The organism is Streptomyces sp. NWU339 (assembly GCF_003143855.1).
In the GTDB taxonomy this organism is placed as follows: Bacteria; Actinomycetota; Actinomycetes; order Streptomycetales; family Streptomycetaceae; genus Streptomyces.
The window spans coordinates 1-24,200 of record NZ_QFRK01000059.1; the positions used below are offsets into that span (position 1 = coordinate 1).

The window sequence follows — 24,200 nt, forward strand, 5'->3', positions numbered from 1 at the left end:
GGTGGTCACTGAGCCGCCTCCACTTGGCTGCGGGTGATGCCGGGGTGCGGGCAGCGGCGCTGCGGGCCGCTGTCGTCGTCGTCCAGGAGCCAGCCGTACTCGTCGCATGCGGGGCAGGCCGCGATGACGGCACGCGTTGCCGCCGGCCGCGGGCTGCCGCCCGGCGCGGGGGCGGGCTGCGGGCGCACCAGCGCGTAGCGGCGCAGGTCCTGCACCCAACCGGGCAGGCACTTGGTCCAGGAGGTCGCGCCGCCGGTGTTCTTCAGCACCTCCGCCTCGAGCAGGCCGCGGTACTCCGCATCCAGGCCGGCCAGGGGCGGCCAGCCCTGCTTGCGCATCGTGGCCAGCAGCTTCGGCGCGCACCTGCGGGCGGTGGCCGCGCCCGCCTGCCAGCGCTGCATCTGCTGCAGGAAGTCCTCAGCCGCGGTGATCTCCTCCGGGGAGAACTCCGCCCCCTCCTCCCTCTGTGACGGGAGCGACCCCGTGGTGCGCGTGGGAGGGGTAGGGGAGGAGGAATCCTCCTCCCCCGGGGGGTGTGGGGGGGATCCGGCAATGCCGGAAGTGGTGCTGACCTGCGGAAAAGCAGGCTCGGCACTGCCGGATCCGGTATTGCCGGATCCGGCAATACCGGAAGTGGTACTGACCTGCGAGGATCGATTATTTGAGGTTTTTTGGATGTTTTCACTTCCGGCATTGCCAGATCCGGCAATGCCGGAAGTGGTGTTGACCTGCGGGAACACCGAGAAATCGGCGATGCCGGAGTGCTTCGGAGCATCAGGGTTCCACGACGGCCAGTCGTAGAACTCGTATGCGACGCGCGTTCGTCGCCCGCCCGCATCGCGCTCGTCGATCCGCCGGATGTACCCCTTCTCCTGGAGGCGGGTGAACGACTCGTAGACCGCGTCCCGGCCGACCAGCCGAGAACCGTTCCCCGAGACCACACCCAGCTCGCGCAGACGCTCCAGCACCGTCAGAGGCGTCACACGCAGCGGTCCCGCGTCGGGACCCTGACGCGTCTGTTCCGCGAGCATGAACATAAGCTGGATGACGACTTTGGAGTCCAGCGGAACCGTCAACGCATAGGGGCCGAACTCCATGTGCGCATGCACCTGAACGCCGGCCACCGGACCCCGGTAGGCGATAGTGCCCGTCTCGTTGATCTGCTCGACAGTCACAGCTCACCGCCCTGAACGATCAGGCCCTGGGCCAACAGGAAGCCGACAGCTGCGCGCACCTCGTCCAGGTGCACCGGCGCTTCGTCGTTACCGCGCATGCCAAGTTCGGTGAGCGTCGCCCAGATGGCCTCCGCCGTGCGGGGCCGGCCGTCTTGCTTGCGCGACCGCCAGTGCATGAGCACCACCAGGCGCAGCGGTTCCGGAGCGCACAACAGAAGGTCCGTGCGCGAGATGGCGATGCCGTCGCCGGCCTCTACCTCAGGTTCGTCCGCGCGGACGAAAACGGAGTTGCTGAAGGTGTCCGCGTCCGGCAACTCGGCTTCGTCCTGGGCTCTGGTGAGCGGAACAATTGGAGCGGGGGACATAGGTGGATGGAACGGGCGGTACAACTGGAACATCTCCCCAGGTAGGGGAGCCGTGACCAGCGGATGTGACCTGACCGGTAGCCCAGGGAGGTGGCTTCCCGTAAGACGGGACGCTTATTCTGGGTACAGGTGACCACGCGGGCCCACGAGCCCACGGGCATCACCCGGCAGACGAGGTCACCTCGCTGCTCACGACTCAGGGCTTTGGTAGGCGTCGAGTCGATTGCTATGGACGGCCGTTCCTGTTGGCGCAGGGGCGGCCGTAGCGCTCGTCATGGGGGTTGTGCGAAATTCACAGTGCTCCAAACATGGCACGGTCAGTAGTGAATAGATTACGGGTGCTGTCACGTTGGCCGACCGGATGGGATGATCTTCGGGGGGGGGCATGTCCCACGACGTGGTGTAGGTGATCACTCGGTCGTGCCGGGCAGGAGGGTGGTGCTGTCCGGAAACAGGCTGTCCATGCTCTCGATGGACAGGTAGCGGCGGAGGAAGGCAATCCACTCGTCATGGAGTTCGACGAGGACGGCGGTAGCGAGCCGGCCGACGGCGCCGGGGTTCGGGAAGACCTGGACGACGTCGGAACGGCACTTGATCTCCCGGTTCAGCCGTTCGAGCGGGTTGGTCGACTAGATCTTCTTCCAGTCCTGGTGTGGGAAGTCCGCGAACGCGGTCAGATCCTCCTTCGCGTCGAGAAGCATCTCTTTGACCTTGGGGAACTGTGCGCCAAGCATGTCCGCGACGGTGTCGAGGTGGGCCCGGACCTCGTCGGCGGTGGGCTGGGCGAAGAGCGTGCGGATCGTCGCGGCGACCATCTCCGCGGCTCCCTTCGGGATCACCGAGAAGACGTTGCGGACGAAGTGAAGCCGTCAAGAATCAATCTGTTGCTTCGCGGTCAGCAGCTCGTTGGCCTGGTATGACGATCACGGAGGAGATGCTGTCCCAACTCAACTGCCACTTTGCGGTGTTGCTGCCCCATCTGAACGAGCGGCAGCGGCGTCTGGCGGTAGCGGCCGAGGCGAGACTGCTTGGCCACGGCGGGGTGCGCGCCGCCGCCCGGACAGCGACGGTCAGCGAGACCACCGTGCGCCGGGGGATTACGGAACTGGAAGCCGGCACCGGACCGCTGCCCGGCGGACGCATCCGCGCCGAAGGCGGAGGCGGAGGCCGCAAACCGGCCGAGGAGCTGACCCGGCAGGGCCACCCGGTCTCCGCGCCGACGGTGGGCCGGCTGCTGAAGCAGGCTGGCTTCAGCCTGCGGGCCAATGCCAAGACTCTCGAAGGAGGCCAACATCCGGACCGCAACGCCCAGTTCCGCTACCTCAACAAGCAGGTCAAGCAGCACCAGGCGGCAGGCGACCCGATGATCAGCGTGGACACCAAGAAGCGCGAGCAGATCGGGCGCCTGCCCATGCCCGGGCGCGAGTGGCGCCCCAAGGGTAATCCGGTACAGGTCGAGGACTGTCGGCGTACACGTGAACGTACAAGCGAGTACGCCGACACGCGTCCACGCAACGAACGCAGGAACTCGGTCCAGAACGCTTCGGTTTCGCTGTCGCCGACCATGACGCCCAGGACCTCACGGCCGCCGTCCTCGGTGACGCCGGTGGCGATGACGACGGCCTGGGAGACGATCTGGTGATTCACGCGTGCCTTGACGTAGGTGGCGTCGAGATGGACGTAGGGGAAGCGGGTGTGATCCAGCGGCCGGGTGCGAAACGCGTCGAGTTGCTCGTCGAGGTCCGCGCAGATCCGGGAGACCTCGCTCTTCGATATGCCGGTGTCCGAGCCGAGAGCTTGGGGAAGGGTGGAGACGCCGTGGACGTAAGCTTCCATGACGACCGCGTAGAGGGCCTGGTCGATCCGGCGCCGACCTGCGGCTGCTGACCGAACGGCACGACGACCTGGTCCACGAACGCACCCGCGTCCTCAACCGGCTCCACGCCGTCCTGCGTGACCTGCTGCCCGGCGGCGCCCCCACCGGCCTGTCCGCCGACAAGGCCGCCGCCGTCATGAAGGGCCTCCGCCCCGTGACCGCCACCGACGCCTGCCGCCGGGACATAGCCCGCGACCTGCTAGCCGACCTGCGCCGCCGGTGCTGTCACGTTGGCTGACCGGCCTGGGATGATCTTGGAGTTGATCGTGCCGGGAAAGGGTTCGCTCGTGTCGTCCGCATCGCCGTCGTACCAGGGGCACCGGTACCCGGTCGAGGTGATCTCCCACTGCGTGTGGCGGTACTTCCGCTTCCCGTTGTCATTCCGTGAGGTGGAGGAGCTGATGCTGCAGCGCGGCGTCATCGTGTCCTACGAGACGGTCCGCCGGTGGTGCCGAAAGTTCGGGCAGTCCCACGCGCTGCGCCCCCGGCCCCGCCCCGGCGACAGGTGTCACCTCGACGAGGTCTTCATCACGATCAACGGCGGCAGAAGTGTCTCTGGCGCACGGTCGACCAGGACGGCACCGTGCTGGACATCCTGGTCCAGCACCGGCGCACCAAGGCCGCGGCCAGGTACTTCTTCCGTCGGCTCCTCAAAGGAATCGGGGCCGTGCCGAGGGTGGTGGTCACGGACAAGCTCCGCTCCTACCGCGCGGCCCACCGCGAGGTCATGCCGTCGGTGGAGCACCGTTCGCACAAGGGCCTGAACAACCGGGCCGAGAACAGCCACCAGCCCACCCGGCAACGCGAACGCGCGATGAAAGGCTTCCGCTCCGTCGGCGCAGCCCAGCGGTTCCTGTCCGCGTTCAGCGGCATCTCACCCCACTTCCGGCCCCACCGTCATCTGATGACCGCACACGACTACCGAGCCGAGATGACCACCCGCTTCGCCATCTGGGACCAGGTCACCAGAGTTGCTGGCCTGTCCAGCACCCCTTGAACACGCGGCTGGAACCCGGCTTCGCCACGCCCCGACGCACCCCAGGCACCTCCTCACTCAACAACGTGACAGCGCCCCGCGACGTCAGGCGACGCGGAGTTTGACCGTCGCCTCATACTCGTCGACGAACACCTCACTGAAGTTCTTCCGCACGCCGGAGCCGCACGCTTCGATCGTCCTGCTCCGCTCCCTGCGGGGCGTGATGGTGACGTAGGCGCACCGGTTATCACGGAAGGTGTCTTCCACCCACCCGTGGACGGTCAGGTGGCCGTTACTGCAAGACAGCGCCCAACTGGCCTCCCCGCCTGTTGTCTTCGGGTGGGCCGAGGACGGGCAGGTGGCGGCGGAGGCCGTGCCCCCAGTCCCGACCACCACTCCCACCACGAGCCCGGTCGTCGCCAACACCGTTCCGAGAACCCGCATCACCACGGCTGACCTGCCTTTCACTGGGGGATGAATGATTAGAACCTAGAGCGAAAGGCACGGCGACCGGCCCCCGGTCACCACAACGAGTGACGGTCAGTCCCCCAAAAGTGATCGCCCTGGGCGCCTGTCCTCCTGCGGCCTTGACCCCGGCCGACCGGAAAGAGCCCGTCGTGATCACGGCCGCCGCGCCCGCCGGCGCCGTCTTCCGCCGCCTGGAGACTCGCCCTCTCCAGGACCTCACCCCCTACCCAGGCAACGCCCGCCGCGGCGACGTCGGGACGTTCCCGGAGTCCCTGACGATGACCGGTATCCACGAGGACAACACCGGTTCAGCGCTGCTACGCCCCAGCCCACTCCAACCCGAGGTCTGAACCGTTCCGGGTTCGGTAGAGACCTCAGATGTTGATTGTGAGCTGGGGTTTCGTGGTTGTCAGGTAGTGGTTGGCTTCGTATTCGGCGGGCGGGATGTGCCCTATCTCACCGTGGAGCCGGGTGTGGTTGTACCAGTCGGTCCATTCGGCGGTGGCCAGCTCGACCTGGGCGAGGGATCGCCAGGGCCGCTGCGGCTTGATCACCTCGGTCTTGAAGAGGCCGATCGTGGACTCCATCAGCGCGTTGTCGTACGCGTCGCCGACCGATCCGATCGAGGCGGCGATGCCGGCCTTCTCCAAGTGCTCGGCCAGCGCGAAGGACATATATTGCGAGCCCGCGTCCGAGTGATGCACCAACTCGCCTGACTGGGGTGGGCGTTGGTCGCGATCACGTTGCCACAGTCCCATGTCCAGGGCGTCCAGGACGAGCCGAGTCTGCTTCGTGGTCGAGGCGGACCAGCCGACGATGCGGCGGGAGAAGGTGTCCACGACGAAGGCGACGTAGACGACGCCGGAGAACGTGGCGACATGGGTGAAGTCGGCGACCCAGCAGCGGTTCGGCGCGCCGGCGACGAAGTCGCGGTCGACCAGGTCCGGCGCCCTTGGCGCGGAGGGGTCCGGAATCGTGGTGATCACTTTCTTGCCGCGGACGGCGCCGGTGATGCCGAGCTCGCGCATGAGGCGTTCGACGGTGCAGCGGGCCACGGTCCGGCCCTGGCGGTTCAGGTGCCGCCAGACCTTTCTCGCGCCGTAGACACGGTAGTTGGCGTCGTATGCCTCCTGGATCAGGATCTTCAGTTCGGTGTCCCGAACGGTGCGGGCCGAGGGTGCCGCCAGACGTTTGTGGTGGGCGTAGTAGGTGGACGGGGCGATCTTGCAGTCGTGCTCGGTCAGAACACGGCAGATCGGCTCGACTCCGCCGAAGCGGTCCCGGTGCTCGTCGATGAACGCTACGAGCGTGTGTGTGGCCGGTCGAGCTCGGCCGCGAAGAAACTTGCCGCGGCCTTCATGATCTCGTTGGCCCGCTTCAGCTCGGCGATCTCCTTCTTCATCGCCTTGATCTGCGCGGATTCCTCCGTCGTCGTCCCCGGCCGGGTGCCGGCGTCGATCTCGTCCTGGCGGACCCACTTGCGCAGCGTTTCGGTCGTGCCGATGCCGAGCTTCGCGGCGACCGCTTTCATCGCGGCCCACTCGGTGTTGTAGTCGGGCCGCACCTCGGCGACCATGCGTACCGCACGACGGCGCAGCTCAAGCGGGTAGGGGGAAGGAATCTCAATGACCGTGTCAAGCCGTCTGCGTGACCGACGGGGCAGAGGTGAACAGCCTCTTGTCACGCAGCATCGCTCACAGAACATCGACCCGTCGGCGGGCGAGCGCGAGCAATGCCTGGGTGTGCAACAGCCCTTCGCCTCGTTTCTTGAGGTAGTAGTCCCGGGAGGGGCCAGACCGCATCATCGCGGTCTGCGCGGCCATGTAGAAGATGTGCCGCAGACGCCGGCTGTAGCGCTTGGGTCGGTGGTGGTTGCCGCTGCGGCGGCCGGAGTCCCGCGGGACCGGGGCGAGGCCGGCGTGGGAGGCGAGGCGTCCGGCATCCCTGTAGCCGGACAGGTCGCCGACGATGGCAACGAACTCGGCGCCCAGGATGGGACCCATGCCGGGCATCGACTCGATGATCTCGGCGCGGTCGTCAGTGCGGAAGGTCTCGCGGATCTCCCGGTCGTTGTCTTTGATCCGCTCGTCCAGGGCCAGAAGCTGGTGGGCGAGATCGCAGACCAGCTTCGCGGCACGCTTCTCGCCCGGCAGCGCGGTCATCTGCGACTGGGCTGCCTCCACCGCCTTCGCCGCAACGACGCCGGCCCCTCGGACCTTGCGGCGTTCCAGCCAGGTCGTCAGCCGCTTGACGCCGATCCGTCGCAGGGAGGCCGGAGTCTGGTACTCGGTCAGCATCACGACCGGCCCCTTGGCTGCGGAGTAGTCGAAGGCCCGCTCCAAGGCGGGACAAATGCCCACCAGCAGGTCGCGGAGCCGGTTGATCAGACGGACCCGGTCGGCTATCAGATCGGCCCGGTAGCGCGTCAGTACCTGCAGAGAGGTGACCAGCTCCGGGGGCATGGCCAACGGGACGAAGTCCCGGCGCATACGTGCCTGGTCGGCGATGACACGGGCGTCCTTCGCGTCGGTCTTGCCCTCGCCCCGGTAGGCGCCCGACATGCGGTTGACCGTCCGCCCAGGTACGTAAACCACCTCCTGGCCGCGCGCGATCAGCAGCGCCAGCAGCAGGGTGGAGGCCCGGCCGGAGATGTCGACCGCCCACCTCGCTTCACCTGCCCGTTCTCGGGCGGTGTCGATGAGCGTGAGGATCTGCGATTCGTCGTTGATCACCTTCGTCGAGAACAGTGTCTCGCCGTCGGCATCGACAGCCACGGCCCAGTGATGCCCCTTGCCGGCATCGATGCCGACCCATATCCGCTCGTGAGACGTGCTCAAGCCCGTCGCTCCGTATCCCTCGTGACCAGCACTCCATGGTCCGAAGAACACCCCGCCGACAGGTCCCTAACCAGCGATGACCGCAGTTCTCAATCAGTGGCCGGAGCGTCCCGGAGGACCGGGCGGCCATTCCTTCCGAGCCCTCGAGGGCAACGTGCCATCAGCCATACCCGGTCCTCCCGGACCGCCTCACATTCTTAGGGACGTGCCATGACTCGATCCTCTCAAACGATCGAGTCCCTATCGAACCCGGAACGGTTCACGGACCGTCATGACAGGTTGCACCGTCGACTGCAACGGCCAGGCAGGGGGGCGGGCTCGTCCTCCCAGTCCCCGTGGTGAAAGGACGGCCCCGTTTTTCACCGTGGTCGTGCAATCGGTTCGGGTCCCGGTCTGTTCCAAGCGTCAGTACAGCTTGGCGACCGCCGTGGTCGTCGTCTCCTTGCAGTCGGCCACCGGAGCGTCGTCGAAGACGCCCAACTGCCCCCGACCTACGACGGTCACTGTCCGGCTGTCCCGGCCCACGGACAGCAGACGGGTGTCCGAGGCGCCGGAGGACGTCTTGGTATGGAGCCCGTGCACCTGCGGGCCTCCTCGACCGGCAGCGAGGCGTAGTCCCGGCCCTCGGCCTCGGTCTGCGGATCTCCTGCTCGATCCGGTCCGCGCAGGAACGGTTCAGCCATGCGAGGGCCTCCGTGCTTCGGTGATCGGTCCTCTCACCCTCGCCGCTTTCCTGGCTGCGGGCCCAGGAAGGCGAAGGGACCGGATTCCTTCGGTCCCTCCGCGTTTCAGTCCCTTAGAAAAAGTGCAGGTCAGAGCGATCGATTCGGAGCTGAAGGGACCGAAGGGACCGAAGGTTCCTGTTCCAGCTGCGTGCGCGCGCACCCATGCACGCGTACGCGGACTGACCTGCACATATCCTGGTGCGCTGATAACTGGGAAGTTGAGTCCCTTCAGTCCCTCTCCTCGATCACACAGGCGCTCTGACCTGCTGGAACGCGACCGGGACCGAAAGGTGCCGAAGAGTCCCTCGGCCGCTGTCAGCCTTTCGGTCCCTCAGCGACCTGCCCTTGCAGGCGGGTTTCCTCCTGCTTCCGCTCGCGGGCCGCACGAGGGACTGAAGGGACTGATTCTGGAATAAGTGCTCATGCCTCCCCTGGCGGTGGGAAGCGGTGCGCTAGGCTCTGCCACCCATAAGGGAAAGTCAGTCCCTTCAGTCCCTCAGCCCGTGCCGCACCCCTCCTGAACAGGCAAAACGCCCGGGACCGAACTGAGGGACCAAAGCCTGGCCACACCAGAGGAACGGACCGACGACAGTGCAGCGCCACGCCGAGACCGCTTCATCCGAAGTCGCGCAGCCGCCGCGACCCGCGGATGTGGCCCGCTGGCTGGCAGGCCGTCAGTGGCCGGTCCATCCGCTGGCACCGGGACGCAAGACTCCGGCCGCCAACTGCGAGCAGTGCCGCATCCGTCCCCACGCCCCCTCGGGCTGTCCCTGCCATACCCGAGGACTGTGGTGCCATGGTTTCCACAGTGCGACCACGGACCTGGCCCGTATCGATGCCTGGTGGAGCAGAGAGCCCCGTGCAGGAGTCGGGGTGTCCTGCGGGCCGGCGCATCTCGTGGTCCTGGACGTCGACGCCCACGCGGCACAGATTCCCCACCGCGACCGCCTGCTGCCCGGTATCCCGATCCCGGACCAGGTGAATCTCGACGGGCTTGCCTCGGGCTTCGACACACTGGCCCTCCTCGCTGCCTACCGGCAGCAGCAGGACCCGGCGCAGGACGACACGACTCTGCGCGTACGCACGCCTTCCGGCGGGCTGCACATCTGGTATCTGAACCCCGAACCCCAGGTCCGCTACCGCTCGTCCACCGGGTCCAGCCCCAAGACCGCCCTGGCCTGGCAGGTCGACGTACGGGCTCACGGCGGGTACATCGTCGCTCCCGCCACCCGTACGTCCGCCGGCGTCTACACGCCTCTCGGGTCCGTACGGGAGCCGGCCCCCCTGCCCGCCTGGCTGGCCGCCGAACTGACGCGCACCGGGCATGTCATACAGAAGCCCCCGGTTCCCGGCCCGCTCCGGCACAGCAGCCGTCGGCGCCCCCGGACCGGCGCCGCGCAGGCGCTTTTGCAGCCGCTCATCGAGACCGTGCGTGAATGTGCCGCCCACGCCGAAGGAACGGGCTTCACCGAGAAGCTCAACCGAGCCGCCTACACGGCAGGAGGACTTGTCGGAGCAGGCCACCTCAATCAGGCCGAAGCCCGCCAAGAGCTGGCAGAGGCCGCTTACTATGCTCGTCCCCGCCAGACACGCCGCAGTGAGACGATCATCGACGCAGCCCTTTCCGCAGGCGCCAGCCGCCCGTTCCACCCCAAGGACTCGCATGAGTAGCGCCGAGAGCGGCCGCTTCGACGCGGCTGCCGCCGCTCAGCAGATGCTCGACCTCGAGGCCGCTGCCCCCGCATGGGTCCCTCCCCAGCAGGCACAGGCGCCTGCCGCGGCCGATGCGCCGGTTCTGCTGCCGCCCATGCTCACCGACCGGGGCAACGCCAAGCTGTTCGCCCAGCTCTACAGCGACCAATTCCGCCACGTCGAAGGCCTTGGCTGGTACTGCTGGGACCAGTTCCGGTGGAAGCGGGTGGGGGGCGAGAAGGCCGCGCTGTGGGCCGCGGGCGACATGGCCGAGCAGATGGCCGCCACTGACCCCCGCGGCATCTTCAGCGACCGCGAGATCGCCCAGCACCGTCGGCGCACCATGTCCACGAGCGGCATGAAGGCGCTGCTCCACCAGGCCAAGGCCGCGCCTGCCCTGAGCCTCGACCCCGACGTCCTTGACGGCGACGCGTACGCGCTGTGCACGCCCGCCGGTGTCGTCGACCTGCGCAACGGTCATTTGCGCAAGCCCGATCCGTTGCGTGATCTTCACTCCCGGGCCACCAACGTGGCTCCCCAGGCGATGCCCACCCCGCGTTGGCATGCCTTCCTGGAGGACACCTTCGGCGTCGACGCCAAGGGACAGGAGATGATCGACTTCCTGCACCTGTTGCTTGGGTACTCCATCACCGGGGACGTCGGCGCACAGGTGCTGCCCTTCCTGTGGGGCAAGGGGGCCAACGGCAAGTCGGTTCTCCTGGACGTCATGATCCAGGTGATGGGCGACTACGCCGACGCGGCCCCGCCCGGCTTCCTGATGGACAAGGGCAACTTCGCCGAGCACTCCACGGAACTGACCGAGCTCCACGGCCGCCGCATCTTCGTCTGCAGCGAGCTCAAGCCCAACGACAAGTTCGACGAGGCGCGGGTCAAGCTCCTGACCGGCGGCGACAAGATCAAAGCCCGCCGCATGCGGCAGGACTACTTCAGCTTCACCCCCACCCACAAGCTCTGGCTGCTCGGAAACCACCAGCCCGAAGTCGGCACCGGCGGCCACGCCTTCTGGCGCCGTATCCGCCTCATCCCCTTCGAACGCGTCGTCCCCGCCGAGCGGAAGATCGACAACCTGGCCGGCGAACTGGTCCGGGAAGAGGGTCCCGGCATCCTGCACTGGCTCATCCAGGGCGCCATCCGCTATCTCACCAGTCGGGACCCCCTCACCGGCCCTTCATCCGTCCGACTGGCCACCGCCGCGTACGAGACCACCGAGGACCACATCGGCCGCTTCCTCAGTGAGTGCTGCATGCGCCAGGGCCCGGACACCGGTGACCTGCGCGTCGAACAGGGCCTGCTCTATGCCACCTACACCGGCTGGTGCAGCTCGGAGGGCATCCGGGCCGACACCGCCCGCGCCTTCGCCGGCCGCATCCGCCAGGAGATCGGTCTCGCGTCCCCCGCGGAGATGCTGAAGTCCAGCGGCAAGAAGTACTACCCGAACCTCGCCCTGCTCCCCGACGACATCGCCCGCCCCGACGCCCCGTCAGGCAAACGGCCATGACCGAAGGCCTCCTGCCCGGGACCCGGACACCGTCCTACTATGGAAGCGTCCCAGACCCCCGCACCCCACTGCCTGCAGCGAGCAGCTACACCTCCTGCCCGCACCGCCACATCACCGACAAGGAGCTGCGTCCATGAGCTCGCTGCTGCACGAAGGCCAGCTCGCACACGAAGCGAACGTGGTGTGGCTGGAGGACCTCGACGACCTCGACTACGTCCGCCAGGCGCTCGACAAGAGCGCCCGCCGCAGCGGGAAGCCCCGCTACGCCCGCGACGGACGCATGGTCGGCTACGCCGAGCTCGACAAGGACGCCGAGGCCAACCCCGACAGTGGCCTCTTCCAGCGCCGCACCTTCTTCCTGCTCCCACACGACCGGCCGAACGAGCCCGAGGGCCTCTACAAGGAGGGAGCCCCGGGAGAGGCGGTCGACCCTCGGACCATCGAACCGCGTCGCGTGGGAGAAAAGACGCCCCGCTCCCAAGGGAAGCGCAGAAGCCAGATAGTGCCCTCCTGACGGCCCGGCATTCGCCCCACCCCAGACAATCTGGTGCACGAGCACCGTGTGCCGTCCGGGGCCAGCCTTCGAGTGTCATCGCTCTCCAGCCCCCAGAGCAGCAGCCCCAGTCACCGAACAGCACCACCCACCGACCTCACACGCCCGCCTTGCTGCCCCGTGCAGCAGACACAGCAGCGCCCCGGGTTCGGTCGGATCCGGGGCGCTGCTGTGTGATCAGGCTTCGACGTACGACACGATCGTGATCGTCCGCAAGGCGGTCACGTAGTAGATGACGCGGACCCCGTCGATCTCGTCCGCGTAGTCGCGCAGCAGCGTTCCGGGCACCTCGGTGCCCAGCTCCGGGTTGACGCTGATGGCAACGATCGCGCGGTCCAGCCGATGCGTCTCGCTCGCCGTGAGCTTCGCCAGCTGGGTGAGCGCAGGCTCCACCATGATGACGCGCGAGCGGCGCGCGCCGTGGTCAGGCGACACGGGGCTGCTCGTCCGCGAGGCGGGCGAGGTGGGTATCCCGGGCCGTCTCCCACGGCACACCTGACTCGGGCGAGGGGTAGCCGTGTTCGGCGATGTCCTCCAGCACCGAGGCGAGGGCGTCCGTCTTGGCGCGCTCCGCGGCCGCGTAGGCGCGGACCGCGTCGGCGGCCGCGGGCTCCAGCTGCTGCCGGGTATGGTCGGCGGTGGCCGGCTGTTCGCTCATCGAAGGCTCCAAGTGGCAGAACTGGCGTCTGCTCCAACGGTATCGGCCGCTCCGGGCCCTGGGGACCACTCCGGACGAACCGGCTCGTACGAGGGTGCGGACCCCGGACCCAGCTTCCGGCCCCGTTCGGTGGCCACCAGGGAAAACACCGGTCTCAGGACCCAGGGACCAGGGCCCAGGGACCTGGTCCCTGGGTCCTGATGACACAGATCGGCGGACTGTTCAGGCGGGCGAGGGGACCGCCAGATTCGAACGCGGACTGTAGTCGGCCTGGGAGGGTTGTCACGCTGATCGGCGAGGTGGCCCAAATCCGGGGGTCGGGCCCATGGCTCCGGACCGGATCGCCAGCGTGACAGTCCAGTGTGACAACCGGATCGGTGTGCGTGACACGAGTGAGCGTGACAGTCACCGACGGTGATCACGGGCTGAGGCTGGCCGCGTGCCGGAGTGGGCCGTGCGAATACTGCGCTACGACCGGGCGCGGGCGAGGAACACGGCGAGTGCACCGGCGGCTTCGGGCTCGGTGGTGGCGAGCCCGGCCGCGAACGCCAGCTGGTCGACGCCGACACCGGGAACCAGGCGGGCGAGTTCGGCGAGCAGCGCAACGTGCGCGAGGATCGACGACGTGAGAAGGCTGGCGGCAGCCTCGCGGGCGGCCGGGTCGCGGTAGTACCCAAGGTGCGCGGCCAGGGCGTGGGCGAGCCAGGCGTCGACATCGGCCTGGACGTACCCGCCCGCGCGGCGGGTGAGTTCGCCACGCACGGCCTCGTCGCCTTCGCGGGGCTCGGTCTGCTCCAGCGTGCCCAGCTCGCGCAGCGCCTGGAACTCATCGGCGCGGGCCGCGATCCGTGTGGCTTCGCGCAGCTCGGCTTCCCGGGCGGCGGCCGCGGCTTCGGCGCCGAGCTCGGCCTGGACCACGTCGTCGGTGTCCGGGTCGTAGATGGTGCCCGGTGCCGAGACGGCGAGCAGCTGCGGGCCGCCGCCAGAGCGCTGTTGAGGTCGGGTAGCCGGGTCACGGCAACGTGACCCGGCTACCCGACCACACATGAACATCCGCCCCCGCGCGGATACTCGAGCGTGCCCCGGACCGCATCGGTCCGGGGCACGCGGCTGCTCGGGGCGCGGCTGCTAGAGGTCGAACTCCAGGTGCTCGATGTCCGTGAACCGGACCTCCTCCAGGCTTCCGGCGCGGCGGCCGCCGTCCTGGAAGTACACCTCCTTGAGCGCTTCGGCCGCGATCTCCTGCAGTCGGGCGTCGCTGGCCCCGGCCTCCTGGGCCTCGAAGAAGCGGGCCGCGTACTGCGGCGGCAGGGTCACGGTCAGGTGCCGGATGCGGTCCTGGTCCGTCGACCCGATCGGCGCGGTGTAGCCCATGCGGGCACGGGCGTCGATGACGATGCCGCCCGTGCTCGCCGCCTTCGCCTTGGCCTTCGCCCGGATCTGCGGCTGCCACCGCTTCTTCACCTCGCGCTCCATCCGCGCGGCAAGCTCTGGGCGGGGCTTTTTGATCTGGTCCTTCACGTACCGCTCCACGGTGCGCTGGGAGATCCGCAGCAGCTGGGCGACCGCCTTGGTGCCCTTGAGCTGCTTGACCAGGTACCGCATCTGCGCGGGCGCGCTCTTGGGTACCGGGCGGGTGAACGCCTTGTGCACCGCGGCGTCCAGGCCGTCCCCGAACAGGCTCATCGCCTACTCCTACTCTCCGTTATCGACGTCGGTGACGGTGCCGTCCTTGATGTACCGGGCGAGGTTCAGCTCCGGCGCCTCGAACCGCTCGCGGACCCCCTCGCCCCACAGCACGCTCTGGGTGCCCTCGTGCTTGACCAGGCCCGGGTTGAGGCCGAGCTTGAAGCCGCCCGGCAGCGGCCTGCCGTCCCGGTAGGGCAGGAAGTCCAGCGGCGAGGGCCCATCGGCCGCGTACACGACGCAGTCGGACAGGATCGCCACCGGGTACTGGCCGGTGAACGCCGCGTGCTTGACGATCTTGCGGTGCAGGTTGATCCGGGTGCGGGAGATGACCGCCGCGCGGATGTCCGGCCGCCAGGTGGGCCGGGACAGGGCACGCCACGGCTCGCCGGGCCGCCAGCCCTCCCCGCGCGGGCGCTCGCGCAGCTTGCCCAGGCCGCCCTTGACCGTCGCCTTGATCGCCGAGACGACGATCGCCAGCTCCGGGTCGCGGCTCTTGTAGTCGTCCATCGCGGTGAGGAAGTCGGCCGGCGGCAGGTTGGCGTCGACGCCAAGGTCGGCCATTGTGGCCAGGTAGGCATCGCGCAGCCGCTGGTACCAGCCGTCCAGGTAGCGGCCGTTCTCGTAGCGCACCCAGGCCTCGATCGGGCGCACCTCGTAGCCCAGCTCCACCGCGTACGCCACGGTGGGTGTCGCGTACCAGGCCGGCCCCTCGGGACGGTCGCCCTTCGGCGTGAACGGGCTGGGCAGCAGCGAGCCGTCCAGCTCCGCCCACTTGTCCTTGCCGACCTTCACCCGGGACAGGTCGACGTGCGAGAGGTCCACCAGCCACGAGCCGGGCAGCTTCGGGTCGAACACCGGCGCCTTGACCTGCGTGGGCGCACCGAGGCCGACGACCAGGCCGTTGGCGCCGGCCGCGAAGGCCATGTTCACGTCGATGCCGACCAGGTGGCGGCGCATGCATTCGGCGTCGGTCATCGGGCGTGCCCAGTCGTACGCCTCCTCGAACAGCTTCTCCGCCGGGCCGCGGACATGGAAGCGGGGAAGGTCCAGGGCGTTGAGCAGCGGGTGCCCGTCCGGGGCCTCGCACGGCGCGCAGTCCACCGGGTCCTTGCCCAGGCTGCCGGGGTTGCGCTCGGAGTGCCGCTTGCCGTCGGCGTCGGGCTCGGAGGCCCGGGTCGGCGGGTGCAGCGCGGTCATCAGCTCCAGGCCGGTGACGGCGGTGGAACCGCGCGGCGTCATCAACCGGGACGCGTACACGCCCAGCACGCGGGCGAGTTCGGCCGGCGGCAGCTGCCCGGCCTCACCCCAGTGCCGGGTGTCCAGCGCGTTCCACGACGGGATGCACAGCTGCACGCAGGCCCGCTCCGAACCCTGCGCGGGGCGGTAGATCCGCGCCCACGGGCCGAACCCGCGCTTGGTCAGCTTCCACTCCGCGCGGACCAGCTGCTTGATGACCTTGTGGCCCTCCGGGATGCGCCCGGCGAGTCGCTCCTCCTCCGCGAGGGCGGCCGGCAGGCCATAGCGTTCCAGCGCGGCCTCGGTGAGCACGAGCAGCGGGTCGGCGTTTTTGCCCGGGCCGGACAGCTTGGGCTGACCGAGCTTCGCCTCGCGCAGCGTCCAGTCGACCAGGGCCGGGATGCTCTTGGCGGGCACGTCCAGGACCAGGCCGCCGGTGCAGTACGCCAGCACCTTGCCGTCTTCGACGTCGACGACCGCCAGCGGCCCGTTCTCGAAGCGCGCGTCGGCGCCGCCCGCGGGAGCGCCGGCCGGGGCCGCCTGCTTCGCGCCCGGACGGCGCGACGTCGACGACGTCGGCCTGGTGGTGCGCGCCGGACGCGGCGCGGCCGTCGGAGCAGCGGCGACGGGGGCGGTGCTGGTCTGGGTGTTTTCGTGTGCGGTCGTGTCCGCAGCGTCGGATGCCGGGCCTGGGGAGAGAGTCTGCGATTTCGCCGGGGCGGGCGCGGCGGTGGACGCGGCCGGCACCGCAGCGTCCTGGGCGGGCGCGGGCGGGTCGGCGGGGTAGAGCTCCGCGAGCTTGTCCAGCAGCCGGGCGTAGGCGTYGCGCTCCGGCGGGCGGGGCTCGGTYTTGCCGGACTCCCAGCCGGACACCGTGGCCCGGCGCACCTTCAGYGCGGTGGCCACTTCGTCGATCGTCAGGCCGTGYGCGGCACGCAGCCGCTTGCGCTCCRCCGGTGGCGGCAGCGTGGCGCGGGACGCGAGCAGTGCGTCGACCGCGTCGAACAACTCGGACGTGGAACACCTCCTGCCAACCAGCACCCTACCCCATGAAGCGTACGAATCGCGTACTTTTACCGTACGAATTGCGTACAGAATGTGCTCGAGGGGTGTCGGGTCGGTTGTTCTGACCGGATTGGTGGCCGGCTCTCACGAACGCGGACCGGCTCGAGACGCTGGTCACTACCGTCGTGACCATGGCGAAGGGGAAGACCGGCCCGGTCGACTGGACGATGCGGGTGGTGCTGTGGCTGTACGCGCTCGTGAGCATCCCGCTGTACCTGTGGTTCCTGCACCACAAGGGCGACCGCTGGGGCCAGCAGCTGCCCGCCGACGACCTGTGCTTCTGGCTGCCGATCGTCGTCCCACTCGCCGCGTTCAGCTTCACCACGATCTCCAGCACGTCCTGGTGGTGGAGCACCGAGACCCGTCCGTTCCTCTTGGACCGCGAGCACTGGCGGTTCATGATGATCTTCGTCGTCGCCCTGTCCCTGATGGCCGGCTTCTTCGACTCCGCGAGCCGGGACGTCGTCTTCGTGGTGCTCACCGTGATGGTCACGACCATCGGCATCGTCGGCCTGTGGCTCCTGCCGCCGAGCCTGTCCCCGCGGCTATTCGACACCCTGCGCCCGAAGAAGGCTCCGGCGGACCCGTCCTGACGACGCCCCGAAGGAGAATGTGATGAGACTTGTCTGGCTGGCCGCGATCAGTGTGCTCGCCGTCGTGATGGCGGTGCTCACGCCGTACGTTCTGCGCACCGAAGCGACGTGGCAGGCCGCTGCCTGGCTGGTCATGCTCGCTGCCACGGTCACCGGCGTCGCCGTGCTCATCCGCGCGGAGCTGCTGTTCCGCCGCCTGGAGCGAGACGCGCACGGAGACGTCTCCGAGACCTGAGTCGGCCTCGCCCGGCACGCACAAGGGCCGCCCGGTTTCCCGGGCGGCCCTTGTCTGAGGTCTGAACCCTGGGGTATGGCCTGCCCACTTTCGAGGGCTACCAGGGACGATTCCAGGGTCTTCGCCGCCCAGTGTACCTACGATTTGCCCCACCATGCACAGCACGTCGCCCACCAGCATCGAGCCGCCCGACGACAAGGCCGTCATCGAGCTGATCAGCCCCGACCGGCTGAACCCCTACTTGACCGCATGCACTGGCGACACCACCGCCGCGCTCGCGCTGTACCAGTGGAACAGCGACCTCGCCGCGGCGTTCTTCGAATCGCTCGGGCACCTGGAGATCATGCTGCGCAACGCGCTGGACGCGCGGCTCGTTGCCCGCCAGCAGCGTCGGGGCCGCACCACCGAGTGGTACGCCGACAGGCAGGTTCCACTCAGCGGCAAGGCCCGCAGCGACATCACCCAGGCCCAAGAGCGCGCTGGGCGGGGCGGCGTAATCATCCCGCGCGGGAAGATCATTGCGGAGCTGAGCTTCGGCTTTTGGCGCTTCCTGCTGGCCCGCCAGTACAAGACCAGCCTGTGGCCCGATCTCGCGGGTGCCTTCCCCCATGCCCCCAACCGTGCCCTGAACACGGTGGAAGACCCGGTCAAGCGGCTGCACAAGTTCCGCAACCGCATCGCCCACCACGAGGGCATCTGGCACCTGCCGCTCGAAGCACGCCGGGACGACATCCAGACCGTGCTCGGCTTCATAGCGCCGGTCGCCGCAACCTGGGTCGCCGACGCCTCCCGCATCGACGACGTCCTCGCCCGCCGCCCCTGACGCCCTGCACGCGATCGATACGCTTCTCCAACGCCCACAGCCCCTGGGACTGCCGCTACAGGTCGAACTCGAGGTGCTCGATGTCCGTGAACCGGACCTCTTCCAGGCTTCCGGCGCGGCGGCCGCCGTCCTGGAAGTAGACCTCCTTGAGCGCTTCGGCTGCGATCTCCTGGAGTCGGGCGTCGCTGGCGCCAGCCTGCTGGGCGTCGAAGAGGCGGGCCGCGTGCTGCGGGGGCGAGGGTGAGGTGGCGGATGCGGGCGTCGTCGGTGGTGTCGGGTGCGGCGGTGAAGCCGAAGCGGGCCCGGGTGTCGGCGACCAGGCCGGTGCGGGTGGCCGCCTGGCGGCGGGCGCGCTCGCGGATGCGGATGCGGGGCTGCCAGCGGGCGCGCACCGCGTCCTCCAGGCGCCGGGCGAGGTCCGGGCGGGGCCGGCGGATCTGGTCTTTTACGTACCGCTTGACGGTGCGCTGGGAGATCCGCAGCATCTGGGCGACGGCCCTGGTGCCCTTGAGCTGCTTGACCAGGTAGCGCATCTGCGCGCCGGCGGACTTGGGGAGGGGGCGGGTGAACGCCTGCTGCACGGCCCGCTCGAAGCCGTCTCCGACGATGCCCATCGGGGCTCTCCGTTCATGATCGGCTGTGGGGGCCGCTGTGCGGCGTTCCCGGCCGGGCCGGGGTAGTTTGCCCGGCGCCGGGCAGTTGCCCGGCGTCGGGTGGAACGCGCCGCACGGCGGCGTCCAGGGCGGTCAGGGGGCGGGTTCTTCGGCGGCGGACATGTCGCGCAGGCGGCTGTAGTGGAACTGGTGCGCCACCGTCACCGTGGCGGTGGGCCCGTTGCGGTGCTTGGCCACGATCAGATCGGTCTCCCCGGCCCGCTCGGACTCCGGCTCGTAGTAGTCCTCGCGGTGCAGCAGGAGGATCGCGTCGGCGTCCTGCTCCAGGGCGCCGGAGTCGCGCAGGTCGCTGACCGCCGGCCGCTTGTCCTGCCGCTGCTCGGGGCCGCGGTTGAGCTGGGCCAGGGCGATGAGCACGGCGCCGGTGTCGGCGGCGAGGATCTTCAGTTCGCGGCTGATCTCGGTGACCCGCTCATACGGCGACTGCCGGGCGGAACGCTGATCGGTCTGCATCAGCTGGAGATAGTCCACCACCACCAGCGGCGCCCGGCCGGTCTCCCGGAGGATGGTCTTGATCCGGGAGCGGATCCGGGCGGGGCTGAGGCGAGCGGAGTAGTCCATCCACAGCGGCAGGCCCCGCAGTTCGGGGGTGTGCCGGTCCAGGCGGTCCCAGTCGTCCTGGGTCAGGCCGTCGACGCCGTCGCGGATGTGGTGGAACGCCACCCGGGCCCGGGCGGACAGGATGCGGTTGCTGACCTCGGCCCTCCCCATCTCCAGGCTGTGCACCAGGGTGGGGGCCCCGGTGCGGGCGTTGGCGGTGGCCACGCCGAGCGCGAACGCGGACTTGCCCATGGCCGGCCGGGCGGCGACCACGATCAGCTGCCCGGGCATCAGCTTCATCAGGGCGTCCAGATCACTGAAGCCGGTAACGGCGGCCGCCGGGAGAGACACCGCCAGGCCGTCCAGGTGGGCGTCCAAGTGGTCGCCGAACCGGCCGAAGTCGTCATCGTCGGCCTGGCCGTCGGCGGCGAGGTACTCCAGCTCCGCCTGATGGGCCGCGATGCTCTCCGGCACGGACAGGGGGTCGGCCAGGCGGGCACCCTGCATCCCGCGCACCAGCGCGGCCTGGTAGCGGCGCACCTGGGCGTAGCCGTGCACCAGGTCGGCGTAGTGGCCGGCCTCGGCCGCCGAACACGCCTCGCTCGCGAGCCGGGACAGGCCGACCACGCCGCCGGTGCGCTCCAGGTCGCCGGTGCGGCGCAGCTCCGCCTCCACCGCCGGTACGCCGGTCGGCCGACTGGCCCCGTGCAGCCGCTGCACGGCCGACCAGACCAGCTCGTGCGCGGGTTCGTGCCAGTCGCCCTCGCGCACGGCCCGGGCCACGTCGGCCACCGGGTCGTAGGAGGGGGTGGCCAGCAGGCAGGCGCCCAGCGCGCGGCGCTCCGCGTCCACCGACACGGCCTGCCCCTGCTCCTGCTGCTCCTGGTCGAGGGTCTGGGTGGTCACTGAGCCGCCTCCACTTGGCTGCGGGTGATGCCGGGGTGCGGGCAGCGGCGCTGCGGGCCGCTGTCGTCGTCGTCCAGGAGCCAGCCGTACTCGTCGCATGCGGGGCAGGCCGCGATGACGGCACGCGTTGCCGCCGGCCGCGGGCTGCCGCCCGGCGCGGGGGCGGGCTGCGGGCGCACCAGCGCGTAGCGGCGCAGGTCCTGCACCCAACCGGGCAGGCACTTGACCCAGGACTTGGCGCCGCCGGTGTTCCGCAGGAGATCGGCCTCCAGCAGCGCGCGGTCCTGAGCAGTCATGCCGACCAGGGACGGCCAGCCCTGCTCGCGCATCGTGGCCAGCAGCTTCGGCGCCACCCGGCGAGCCGTGGCCGCGCCCGCCTGCCAGCGCTCCATCCGCTGCAGAAACTCCCGGGCCGCCGAGAGCTCCTCCAAGGAGAACTCCGCCTCCTCCCTCTGTGACGGGAGCGACCCCGTGGTGCGCGTGGGAGGGGTAGGGGAGGAGGAATCCTCCTCCCCCGGGGGGTGTGGGGGGTGCGGAGCGGATCGCGGGTTTTCCGCATTTCGGCGCTGACCAGGCGAAACGCGGGTTTTCAGATCGCGGGTTTTCCGCGATCCGGCTCCGGACCGCGGGTTTTCCGCGGTCCGGCTCTGACCAGGCGAAACGCGGGTTTCCTGCTGTTCGGAGTCGGGGGCGTCGGCTGGATCGCGGGTTTCCCGCATTTCGGTGCTGACCTGTGCTGATGCGGCGATGCCGAGATCGACGTACTGCTCGTTGTTCGCGGGGTTCCGGTAGACCCGAGTGACCCAGGTAGGGCGCTGCGTGGTGTCGTCGTAGACCGAGAGGCGGGCGAGGTGGCCGGCCTTCGTCAGGCGCGCCGCGATGGCGTTGTAGCGGTCCTTGCCCATCTTCCAGCCGCGCGCCTGGAGGTCGGCGCGGATGGCTTCCATGGTCGACGGCAGGCGCGGGTCACGGAGCAGCAGCTCCGCCAGGACGCCGAGATCTTCTGGCTGCAGCGTGGGTGTGCGCACCAGCTCTCGCCTCAGGATGACCTCTTCCGGTGGCTCCCAGGCGCGTTCTAGGTAGGTGGACCCGAAGTCCTCGCCAGCAGGGCCGGCGGGCGGGTGATGTGGGCTGTGCAAAGGAGGACATCTCCCCAAGTAGGGGAGTCGTGATCAGCGAGTGTGACGTAACTGCCGACCCGGGATAGTGGCGATGCGCGCGAAGCCGCGCATATCCTGGGTATAGGTGACCACGCGGGCTCTAGGGTCCACGGGCATCACCCGGCAGACGAGGTCACCTCGCTGCTCACGACTCGAGCTTTTGGAAGGGTTGCGAGTCGATCGCTAAGAAGCGGTCCCGTTGTGGCGACGGGGCCGCTTCGGCGTTTACGGACCGGTTGGCATCAGTCTCCTTATCCAGCCTGTCGTTCTGCTTCCGAAGCCTGTGCTGCCTCTGGATGCTTTGCCGCCCAGCCGGTCAGCAGACGAACGTAAGCCTCGAGGTGACGTCGGCGAGGTTTGGCCAAGCCCGTCTCCCAGCGATGGAAGGCCACGCGGGTGACACCGAAGACTTCGGCGACTTCTTCTTGCGTCAACCCGTCGGCTTTCCTCAGCCGAGCCCGGACGTCCGGCGGCGGCATGGCGTCCGGCCGCGCGAGCAGAGCATCGACTGCGTTGAGTAGCTCAGACACTGATCCCCCTCTCCTTACGCGATCCAGAACTATACATAGTTCTGCACTTCTTCAGGTGGAGTTGACGGCGTGTCGTCAGTTCTAGTGCCGCATCAGACAACCTTTGCCCCGTAGTGACGTGACGCGCCGTTCGGATGCTGGTCCGGACGGCGCGGTGTCGCCAGGCTGTCCGGGTGGCAGAACGAGTACGTGTCCGTGAGATCGATGACGACGAGGGGCAGCGCCTGTTGCGGATTATCCGCAGGGGCACGGGGTCGGTGGTGACCTGGCGGCGCGCTCAGATGGTGCTGCTGTCCGCGCAGGGTATGCCCGTGGCGAAGATTGCCGAGGTGACGTTCACGAGCGCGGATCGGGTCCGGGATGTGATCCACAATTTCAACGCCGACGGCTTCGACTCCCTGTATCCGAAGTACAAGGGCGGTCGGCCTAAGACGTTCACCCTGCCTGAGCGGCGCGAGATCAAGAAGATCGCGAAGTCCAGGCCGGCCGAGCACGACCTGCCGTTTTCGACGTGGAGCCTGACCAAGCTGGCGGACTTCCTGGTCGCCGAGGGGGTGGTCGACGACATCAGCCACGAGGGCCTGCGCATCCTGCTCCGCGAGGAGGGCGTCTCCTTTCAACACCTGAAGACCTGGAAGACCTCCAAGGACCCTGACTACGCGGCGAAGAAGGCCCGCGTCGAGCACCTCTACGCGATCGCCGACGCCGAGGTCATACCCGAGGAGGGCGAGCCCGAAGTCGTCTTCTGCATGGACGAGTTCGGGCCGCTCAACCTGATGCCCCACCCGGGCCGGCAGTGGACCGAACGCGGTGGCAAGTACAAGGACCCCGACCGCGAACCTCGCCGCAGGCGGCGGGCGACCTACAACCGCTACGGCGGAGTACGGCACCTGTTCGCCGCCCTGGACCTGGCCAAGGACAAGCTCTACGGCCACATCAAGCCGGTCAAGAAGCGCACCCAGTTCCTGGAATTCTGCCGCTACCTGCGCAGCCTCTACCCGCCCCAGGTCCGTATCGCGATCGTCTGCGACAACTTCTCCCCGCATCTGACCACCAAGAAGTGCCAACGCGTCGGCACCTGGGCCGCGGCAAACAACGTCGAAATCGCCTACACCCCCACCAACAGCTCCTGGCTCAATCGCATCGAGGCCCAGTTCACCGCGCTGCGCTACTTCACCCTCGACGGCACCGACCACGCCAGCCACAAGGAACAGGGCAGTATGATCCGCCGCTACATCATCTGGCGAAACCGCCACGCCGACGACCAGCGCCTACGCGCTGTCGTCGGCAGGGCCAACGCTGCCTGATCCGGCGCTACACGCCGGTGGCGCCATCGATGCGTTCCCGGACCAGGTCGGCGTGGCCGTTGTGGCGGGCGTACTCCTCGATCATGTGGACGTAGATCCAGCGAAGGTTGACGTCCTGCTCCATGAAGCGCCCCGTATCGGTCAGAGCATGCTCGGCGCAGTTCTCACGGGCGCGGGCGATCTCCGCGTGCCAGGTGGCGAGGGCGTCGCTCAGAGTGGCGCCCTCAGCCACATCGAACCCACCGTCGGGGGCATCCGGGTCGGCCTGCGGGTCGTAGATGGGCGGAGCCTGTTCTCCGGCGAACACACGGCGGAACCAATTCCGCTCAACCTCCGCCATGTGCTGGACGAGGCCGGTCAGCGTGAAGCCGGACGGCGGCACGGACGCCGCAGCGGCCTGCTCATCGTCCAGCCCCTCGCACTTCATGGCCAGTGTGGTGCGGTGAAAGTCGAGCCAGCTTTCCAGCGTCGTGCGCTCGTCGGCGTTCAGGGGCGGCATAGGGCGATCGATGGCACTCACCGGTTGATTATCGCCAGCGGCCGAAGCCCTCGACAGGCGGGGCCTCACTACAGGGCGAACGTTGCCTGATGCGGCACT

General features: G+C 68.8%; 22 protein-coding genes and 6 pseudogenes. 10 read left to right on the forward strand and 18 right to left on the reverse strand.

Going from position 1 to position 24,200, the window contains the following annotated elements; translation table 11 throughout:
- Positions 1-5: 5 nt before the first annotated feature.
- From DIZ27_RS46195 to DIZ27_RS37645, 3 genes and pseudogenes are all read right to left on the reverse strand, one after another.
- Positions 6-1,175 (reverse strand): hypothetical protein, encoded by a 1,170-nt coding sequence (locus tag DIZ27_RS46195; protein WP_181383892.1) that lies wholly within the window; start codon positions 1,173-1,175, stop codon positions 6-8.
- Positions 1,172-1,573 (reverse strand): hypothetical protein, encoded by a 402-nt coding sequence (locus DIZ27_RS37640; RefSeq protein ID WP_181383893.1) that lies wholly within the window; start codon positions 1,571-1,573, stop codon positions 1,172-1,174. Before DIZ27_RS37640 ends, DIZ27_RS46195 begins: the two co-directional genes overlap by 4 nt.
- Positions 1,574-1,950: 377 nt before the next feature.
- Positions 1,951-2,409 (reverse strand): annotated as a pseudogene (locus tag DIZ27_RS37645) (transposase); the annotation flags it as partial.
- A gap of 47 nt (positions 2,410-2,456) precedes the next feature.
- Here DIZ27_RS37645 and DIZ27_RS37650 point away from each other — a divergent pair.
- Positions 2,457-2,999, forward strand: a pseudogene (locus tag DIZ27_RS37650) (ISAzo13 family transposase); the annotation flags it as partial.
- 44 nt (positions 3,000-3,043) lie between these two features.
- On the opposite strand, the pseudogene DIZ27_RS37655 reads toward DIZ27_RS37650, so the two are convergent.
- Positions 3,044-3,412: pseudogene (locus DIZ27_RS37655) on the reverse strand (transposase); the annotation flags it as partial.
- Positions 3,413-3,664: 252 nt separating this feature from the next.
- On the opposite strand from DIZ27_RS37655, the pseudogene DIZ27_RS37665 reads away from it, so the two are divergent.
- Positions 3,665-4,413 (forward strand): annotated as a pseudogene (locus tag DIZ27_RS37665) (IS6 family transposase).
- Between the two features lie 84 nt (positions 4,414-4,497).
- On the opposite strand, the gene DIZ27_RS46200 reads toward DIZ27_RS37665, so the two are convergent.
- Positions 4,498-4,659 carry a hypothetical protein gene (locus DIZ27_RS46200; RefSeq protein WP_181383894.1) on the reverse strand — a complete coding sequence of 54 codons (162 nt, stop codon included), beginning with the start codon at positions 4,657-4,659 and terminating at the stop codon, positions 4,498-4,500.
- Between the two features lie 350 nt (positions 4,660-5,009).
- Between DIZ27_RS46200 and DIZ27_RS37675 the strand changes: the two genes are divergently transcribed.
- Positions 5,010-5,210: a hypothetical protein gene (locus tag DIZ27_RS37675; RefSeq protein WP_109382892.1), complete on the forward strand. Its 201-nt coding sequence runs from the start codon at positions 5,010-5,012 to the stop codon at positions 5,208-5,210.
- 24 nt (positions 5,211-5,234) lie between these two features.
- On the opposite strand, the gene DIZ27_RS37680 is transcribed toward DIZ27_RS37675, so the two are convergent.
- From DIZ27_RS37680 to DIZ27_RS37695, 3 genes and pseudogenes are all read right to left on the reverse strand, one after another.
- Positions 5,235-6,436 (reverse strand): IS3 family transposase gene (locus DIZ27_RS37680; protein WP_375232053.1). Its coding sequence is split into 2 segments (ribosomal slippage): positions 5,235-6,205 and positions 6,205-6,436, totalling 1,203 coding nucleotides; the frame shifts between segments, so codons are not numbered across the junction.
- Between the two features lie 118 nt (positions 6,437-6,554).
- Entirely contained in the window at positions 6,555-7,697 is a 1,143-nt protein-coding gene (locus tag DIZ27_RS37685; protein ID WP_109382893.1) for an IS110 family transposase, read from the reverse strand.
- A gap of 405 nt (positions 7,698-8,102) precedes the next feature.
- Positions 8,103-8,370, reverse strand: a pseudogene (locus tag DIZ27_RS37695) (hypothetical protein); the annotation flags it as partial.
- 703 nt (positions 8,371-9,073) lie between these two features.
- Here DIZ27_RS37695 and DIZ27_RS37700 point away from each other — a divergent pair.
- The 3 genes from DIZ27_RS37700 to DIZ27_RS37710 all read left to right on the forward strand — a co-directional run bounded on the left by DIZ27_RS37700 (position 9,074) and on the right by DIZ27_RS37710 (position 12,147).
- The gene (locus DIZ27_RS37700) at positions 9,074-10,093 is read left to right on the forward strand and encodes a bifunctional DNA primase/polymerase (protein ID WP_109382927.1); all 1,020 of its coding nucleotides are present in this window, start codon (positions 9,074-9,076) and stop codon (positions 10,091-10,093) included.
- Positions 10,086-11,633, forward strand: coding sequence for a phage/plasmid primase, P4 family (locus tag DIZ27_RS37705; protein WP_109382894.1), 1,548 nt, complete (start codon positions 10,086-10,088; stop codon positions 11,631-11,633). Before DIZ27_RS37700 ends, DIZ27_RS37705 begins: the two co-directional genes overlap by 8 nt.
- A 133-nt stretch (positions 11,634-11,766) precedes the next feature.
- The gene (locus DIZ27_RS37710) at positions 11,767-12,147 is read left to right on the forward strand and encodes a DUF6009 family protein (protein ID WP_109382895.1); all 381 of its coding nucleotides are present in this window, start codon (positions 11,767-11,769) and stop codon (positions 12,145-12,147) included.
- A gap of 216 nt (positions 12,148-12,363) precedes the next feature.
- On the opposite strand, the gene DIZ27_RS37715 is transcribed toward DIZ27_RS37710, so the two are convergent.
- The 5 genes from DIZ27_RS37715 to DIZ27_RS37735 form a co-directional block, all read right to left on the reverse strand.
- The gene (locus tag DIZ27_RS37715; RefSeq protein WP_109382896.1) at positions 12,364-12,621 is read right to left on the reverse strand and encodes a hypothetical protein; all 258 of its coding nucleotides are present in this window, start codon (positions 12,619-12,621) and stop codon (positions 12,364-12,366) included.
- Positions 12,611-12,844 carry a hypothetical protein gene (locus DIZ27_RS37720; protein WP_109382897.1) on the reverse strand — a complete coding sequence of 78 codons (234 nt, stop codon included), beginning with the start codon at positions 12,842-12,844 and terminating at the stop codon, positions 12,611-12,613. Before DIZ27_RS37720 ends, DIZ27_RS37715 begins: the two co-directional genes overlap by 11 nt.
- A gap of 468 nt (positions 12,845-13,312) precedes the next feature.
- Positions 13,313-13,762 (reverse strand): hypothetical protein, encoded by a 450-nt coding sequence (locus tag DIZ27_RS37725; RefSeq protein WP_258308727.1) that lies wholly within the window; start codon positions 13,760-13,762, stop codon positions 13,313-13,315.
- 210 nt (positions 13,763-13,972) lie between these two features.
- On the reverse strand, positions 13,973-14,530 hold the full coding sequence (locus DIZ27_RS37730; RefSeq protein ID WP_109382898.1) for a DNA-binding protein: 558 nt from the start codon (positions 14,528-14,530) through the stop codon (positions 13,973-13,975).
- A 9-nt stretch (positions 14,531-14,539) separates the two neighbouring features.
- Positions 14,540-16,777, reverse strand: a complete 2,238-nt coding sequence (locus DIZ27_RS37735; protein WP_258308728.1) for a helix-turn-helix transcriptional regulator — start codon at positions 16,775-16,777, stop codon at positions 14,540-14,542.
- 188 nt (positions 16,778-16,965) lie between these two features.
- On the opposite strand from DIZ27_RS37735, the gene DIZ27_RS37740 reads away from it, so the two are divergent.
- The 3 genes from DIZ27_RS37740 (at position 16,966) to DIZ27_RS37750 (ending at position 18,485) form a co-directional block, all read left to right on the forward strand.
- Positions 16,966-17,427, forward strand: a complete 462-nt coding sequence (locus tag DIZ27_RS37740; RefSeq protein WP_109382930.1) for a hypothetical protein — start codon at positions 16,966-16,968, stop codon at positions 17,425-17,427.
- 22 nt (positions 17,428-17,449) lie between these two features.
- Positions 17,450-17,662 carry a hypothetical protein gene (locus DIZ27_RS37745; protein ID WP_109382899.1) on the forward strand — a complete coding sequence of 71 codons (213 nt, stop codon included), beginning with the start codon at positions 17,450-17,452 and terminating at the stop codon, positions 17,660-17,662.
- A gap of 154 nt (positions 17,663-17,816) precedes the next feature.
- Positions 17,817-18,485: an Abi family protein gene (locus tag DIZ27_RS37750; RefSeq protein WP_109382900.1), complete on the forward strand. Its 669-nt coding sequence runs from the start codon at positions 17,817-17,819 to the stop codon at positions 18,483-18,485.
- 55 nt (positions 18,486-18,540) lie between these two features.
- Here DIZ27_RS37750 and DIZ27_RS37755 read toward each other — a convergent pair.
- From DIZ27_RS37755 to DIZ27_RS37770, 4 genes and pseudogenes are all read right to left on the reverse strand, one after another.
- Positions 18,541-19,099, reverse strand: a pseudogene (locus DIZ27_RS37755) (XRE family transcriptional regulator).
- 132 nt (positions 19,100-19,231) lie between these two features.
- Positions 19,232-20,605: a replicative DNA helicase gene (locus tag DIZ27_RS37760; protein WP_181383895.1), complete on the reverse strand. Its 1,374-nt coding sequence runs from the start codon at positions 20,603-20,605 to the stop codon at positions 19,232-19,234.
- A complete protein-coding gene (locus DIZ27_RS37765; protein WP_109382902.1) occupies positions 20,602-21,633 on the reverse strand; it encodes a hypothetical protein in 1,032 nt (343 codons plus the stop codon). Before DIZ27_RS37765 ends, DIZ27_RS37760 begins: the two co-directional genes overlap by 4 nt.
- 383 nt (positions 21,634-22,016) lie before the next feature.
- Entirely contained in the window at positions 22,017-22,295 is a 279-nt protein-coding gene (locus DIZ27_RS37770; protein WP_258308729.1) for a helix-turn-helix domain-containing protein, read from the reverse strand.
- A 173-nt stretch (positions 22,296-22,468) separates the two neighbouring features.
- On the opposite strand from DIZ27_RS37770, the gene DIZ27_RS37775 reads away from it, so the two are divergent.
- Positions 22,469-23,602, forward strand: a complete 1,134-nt coding sequence (locus DIZ27_RS37775) for an IS630 family transposase (protein ID WP_258308730.1) — start codon at positions 22,469-22,471, stop codon at positions 23,600-23,602.
- A 7-nt stretch (positions 23,603-23,609) separates the two neighbouring features.
- Here the strand turns inward: DIZ27_RS37775 and DIZ27_RS37780 are convergent, their stop codons facing one another.
- Entirely contained in the window at positions 23,610-24,122 is a 513-nt protein-coding gene (locus DIZ27_RS37780) for a DinB family protein (protein WP_109382904.1), read from the reverse strand.
- Positions 24,123-24,200: the final 78 nt, after the last annotated feature.

Coding starts and splice junctions, on each gene's coding strand:
- DIZ27_RS37740 (WP_109382930.1), top strand. CDS start 16,966: ATGGCGAAGGGGAAGACCGGCCCGGTCGACTGGACGATGCGGGTGGTG.
- DIZ27_RS37750 (WP_109382900.1), top strand. CDS start 17,817: ATGCACAGCACGTCGCCCACCAGCATCGAGCCGCCCGACGACAAGGCC.
- DIZ27_RS37730 (WP_109382898.1), bottom strand. CDS start 14,530: ATGAGCCTGTTCGGGGACGGCCTGGACGCCGCGGTGCACAAGGCGTTC.
- DIZ27_RS37640 (WP_181383893.1), bottom strand. CDS start 1,573: ATGTTCCAGTTGTACCGCCCGTTCCATCCACCTATGTCCCCCGCTCCA.
- DIZ27_RS37710 (WP_109382895.1), top strand. CDS start 11,767: ATGAGCTCGCTGCTGCACGAAGGCCAGCTCGCACACGAAGCGAACGTG.
- DIZ27_RS37720 (WP_109382897.1), bottom strand. CDS start 12,844: ATGAGCGAACAGCCGGCCACCGCCGACCATACCCGGCAGCAGCTGGAG.
- DIZ27_RS37705 (WP_109382894.1), top strand. CDS start 10,086: ATGAGTAGCGCCGAGAGCGGCCGCTTCGACGCGGCTGCCGCCGCTCAG.
- DIZ27_RS37745 (WP_109382899.1), top strand. CDS start 17,450: ATGAGACTTGTCTGGCTGGCCGCGATCAGTGTGCTCGCCGTCGTGATG.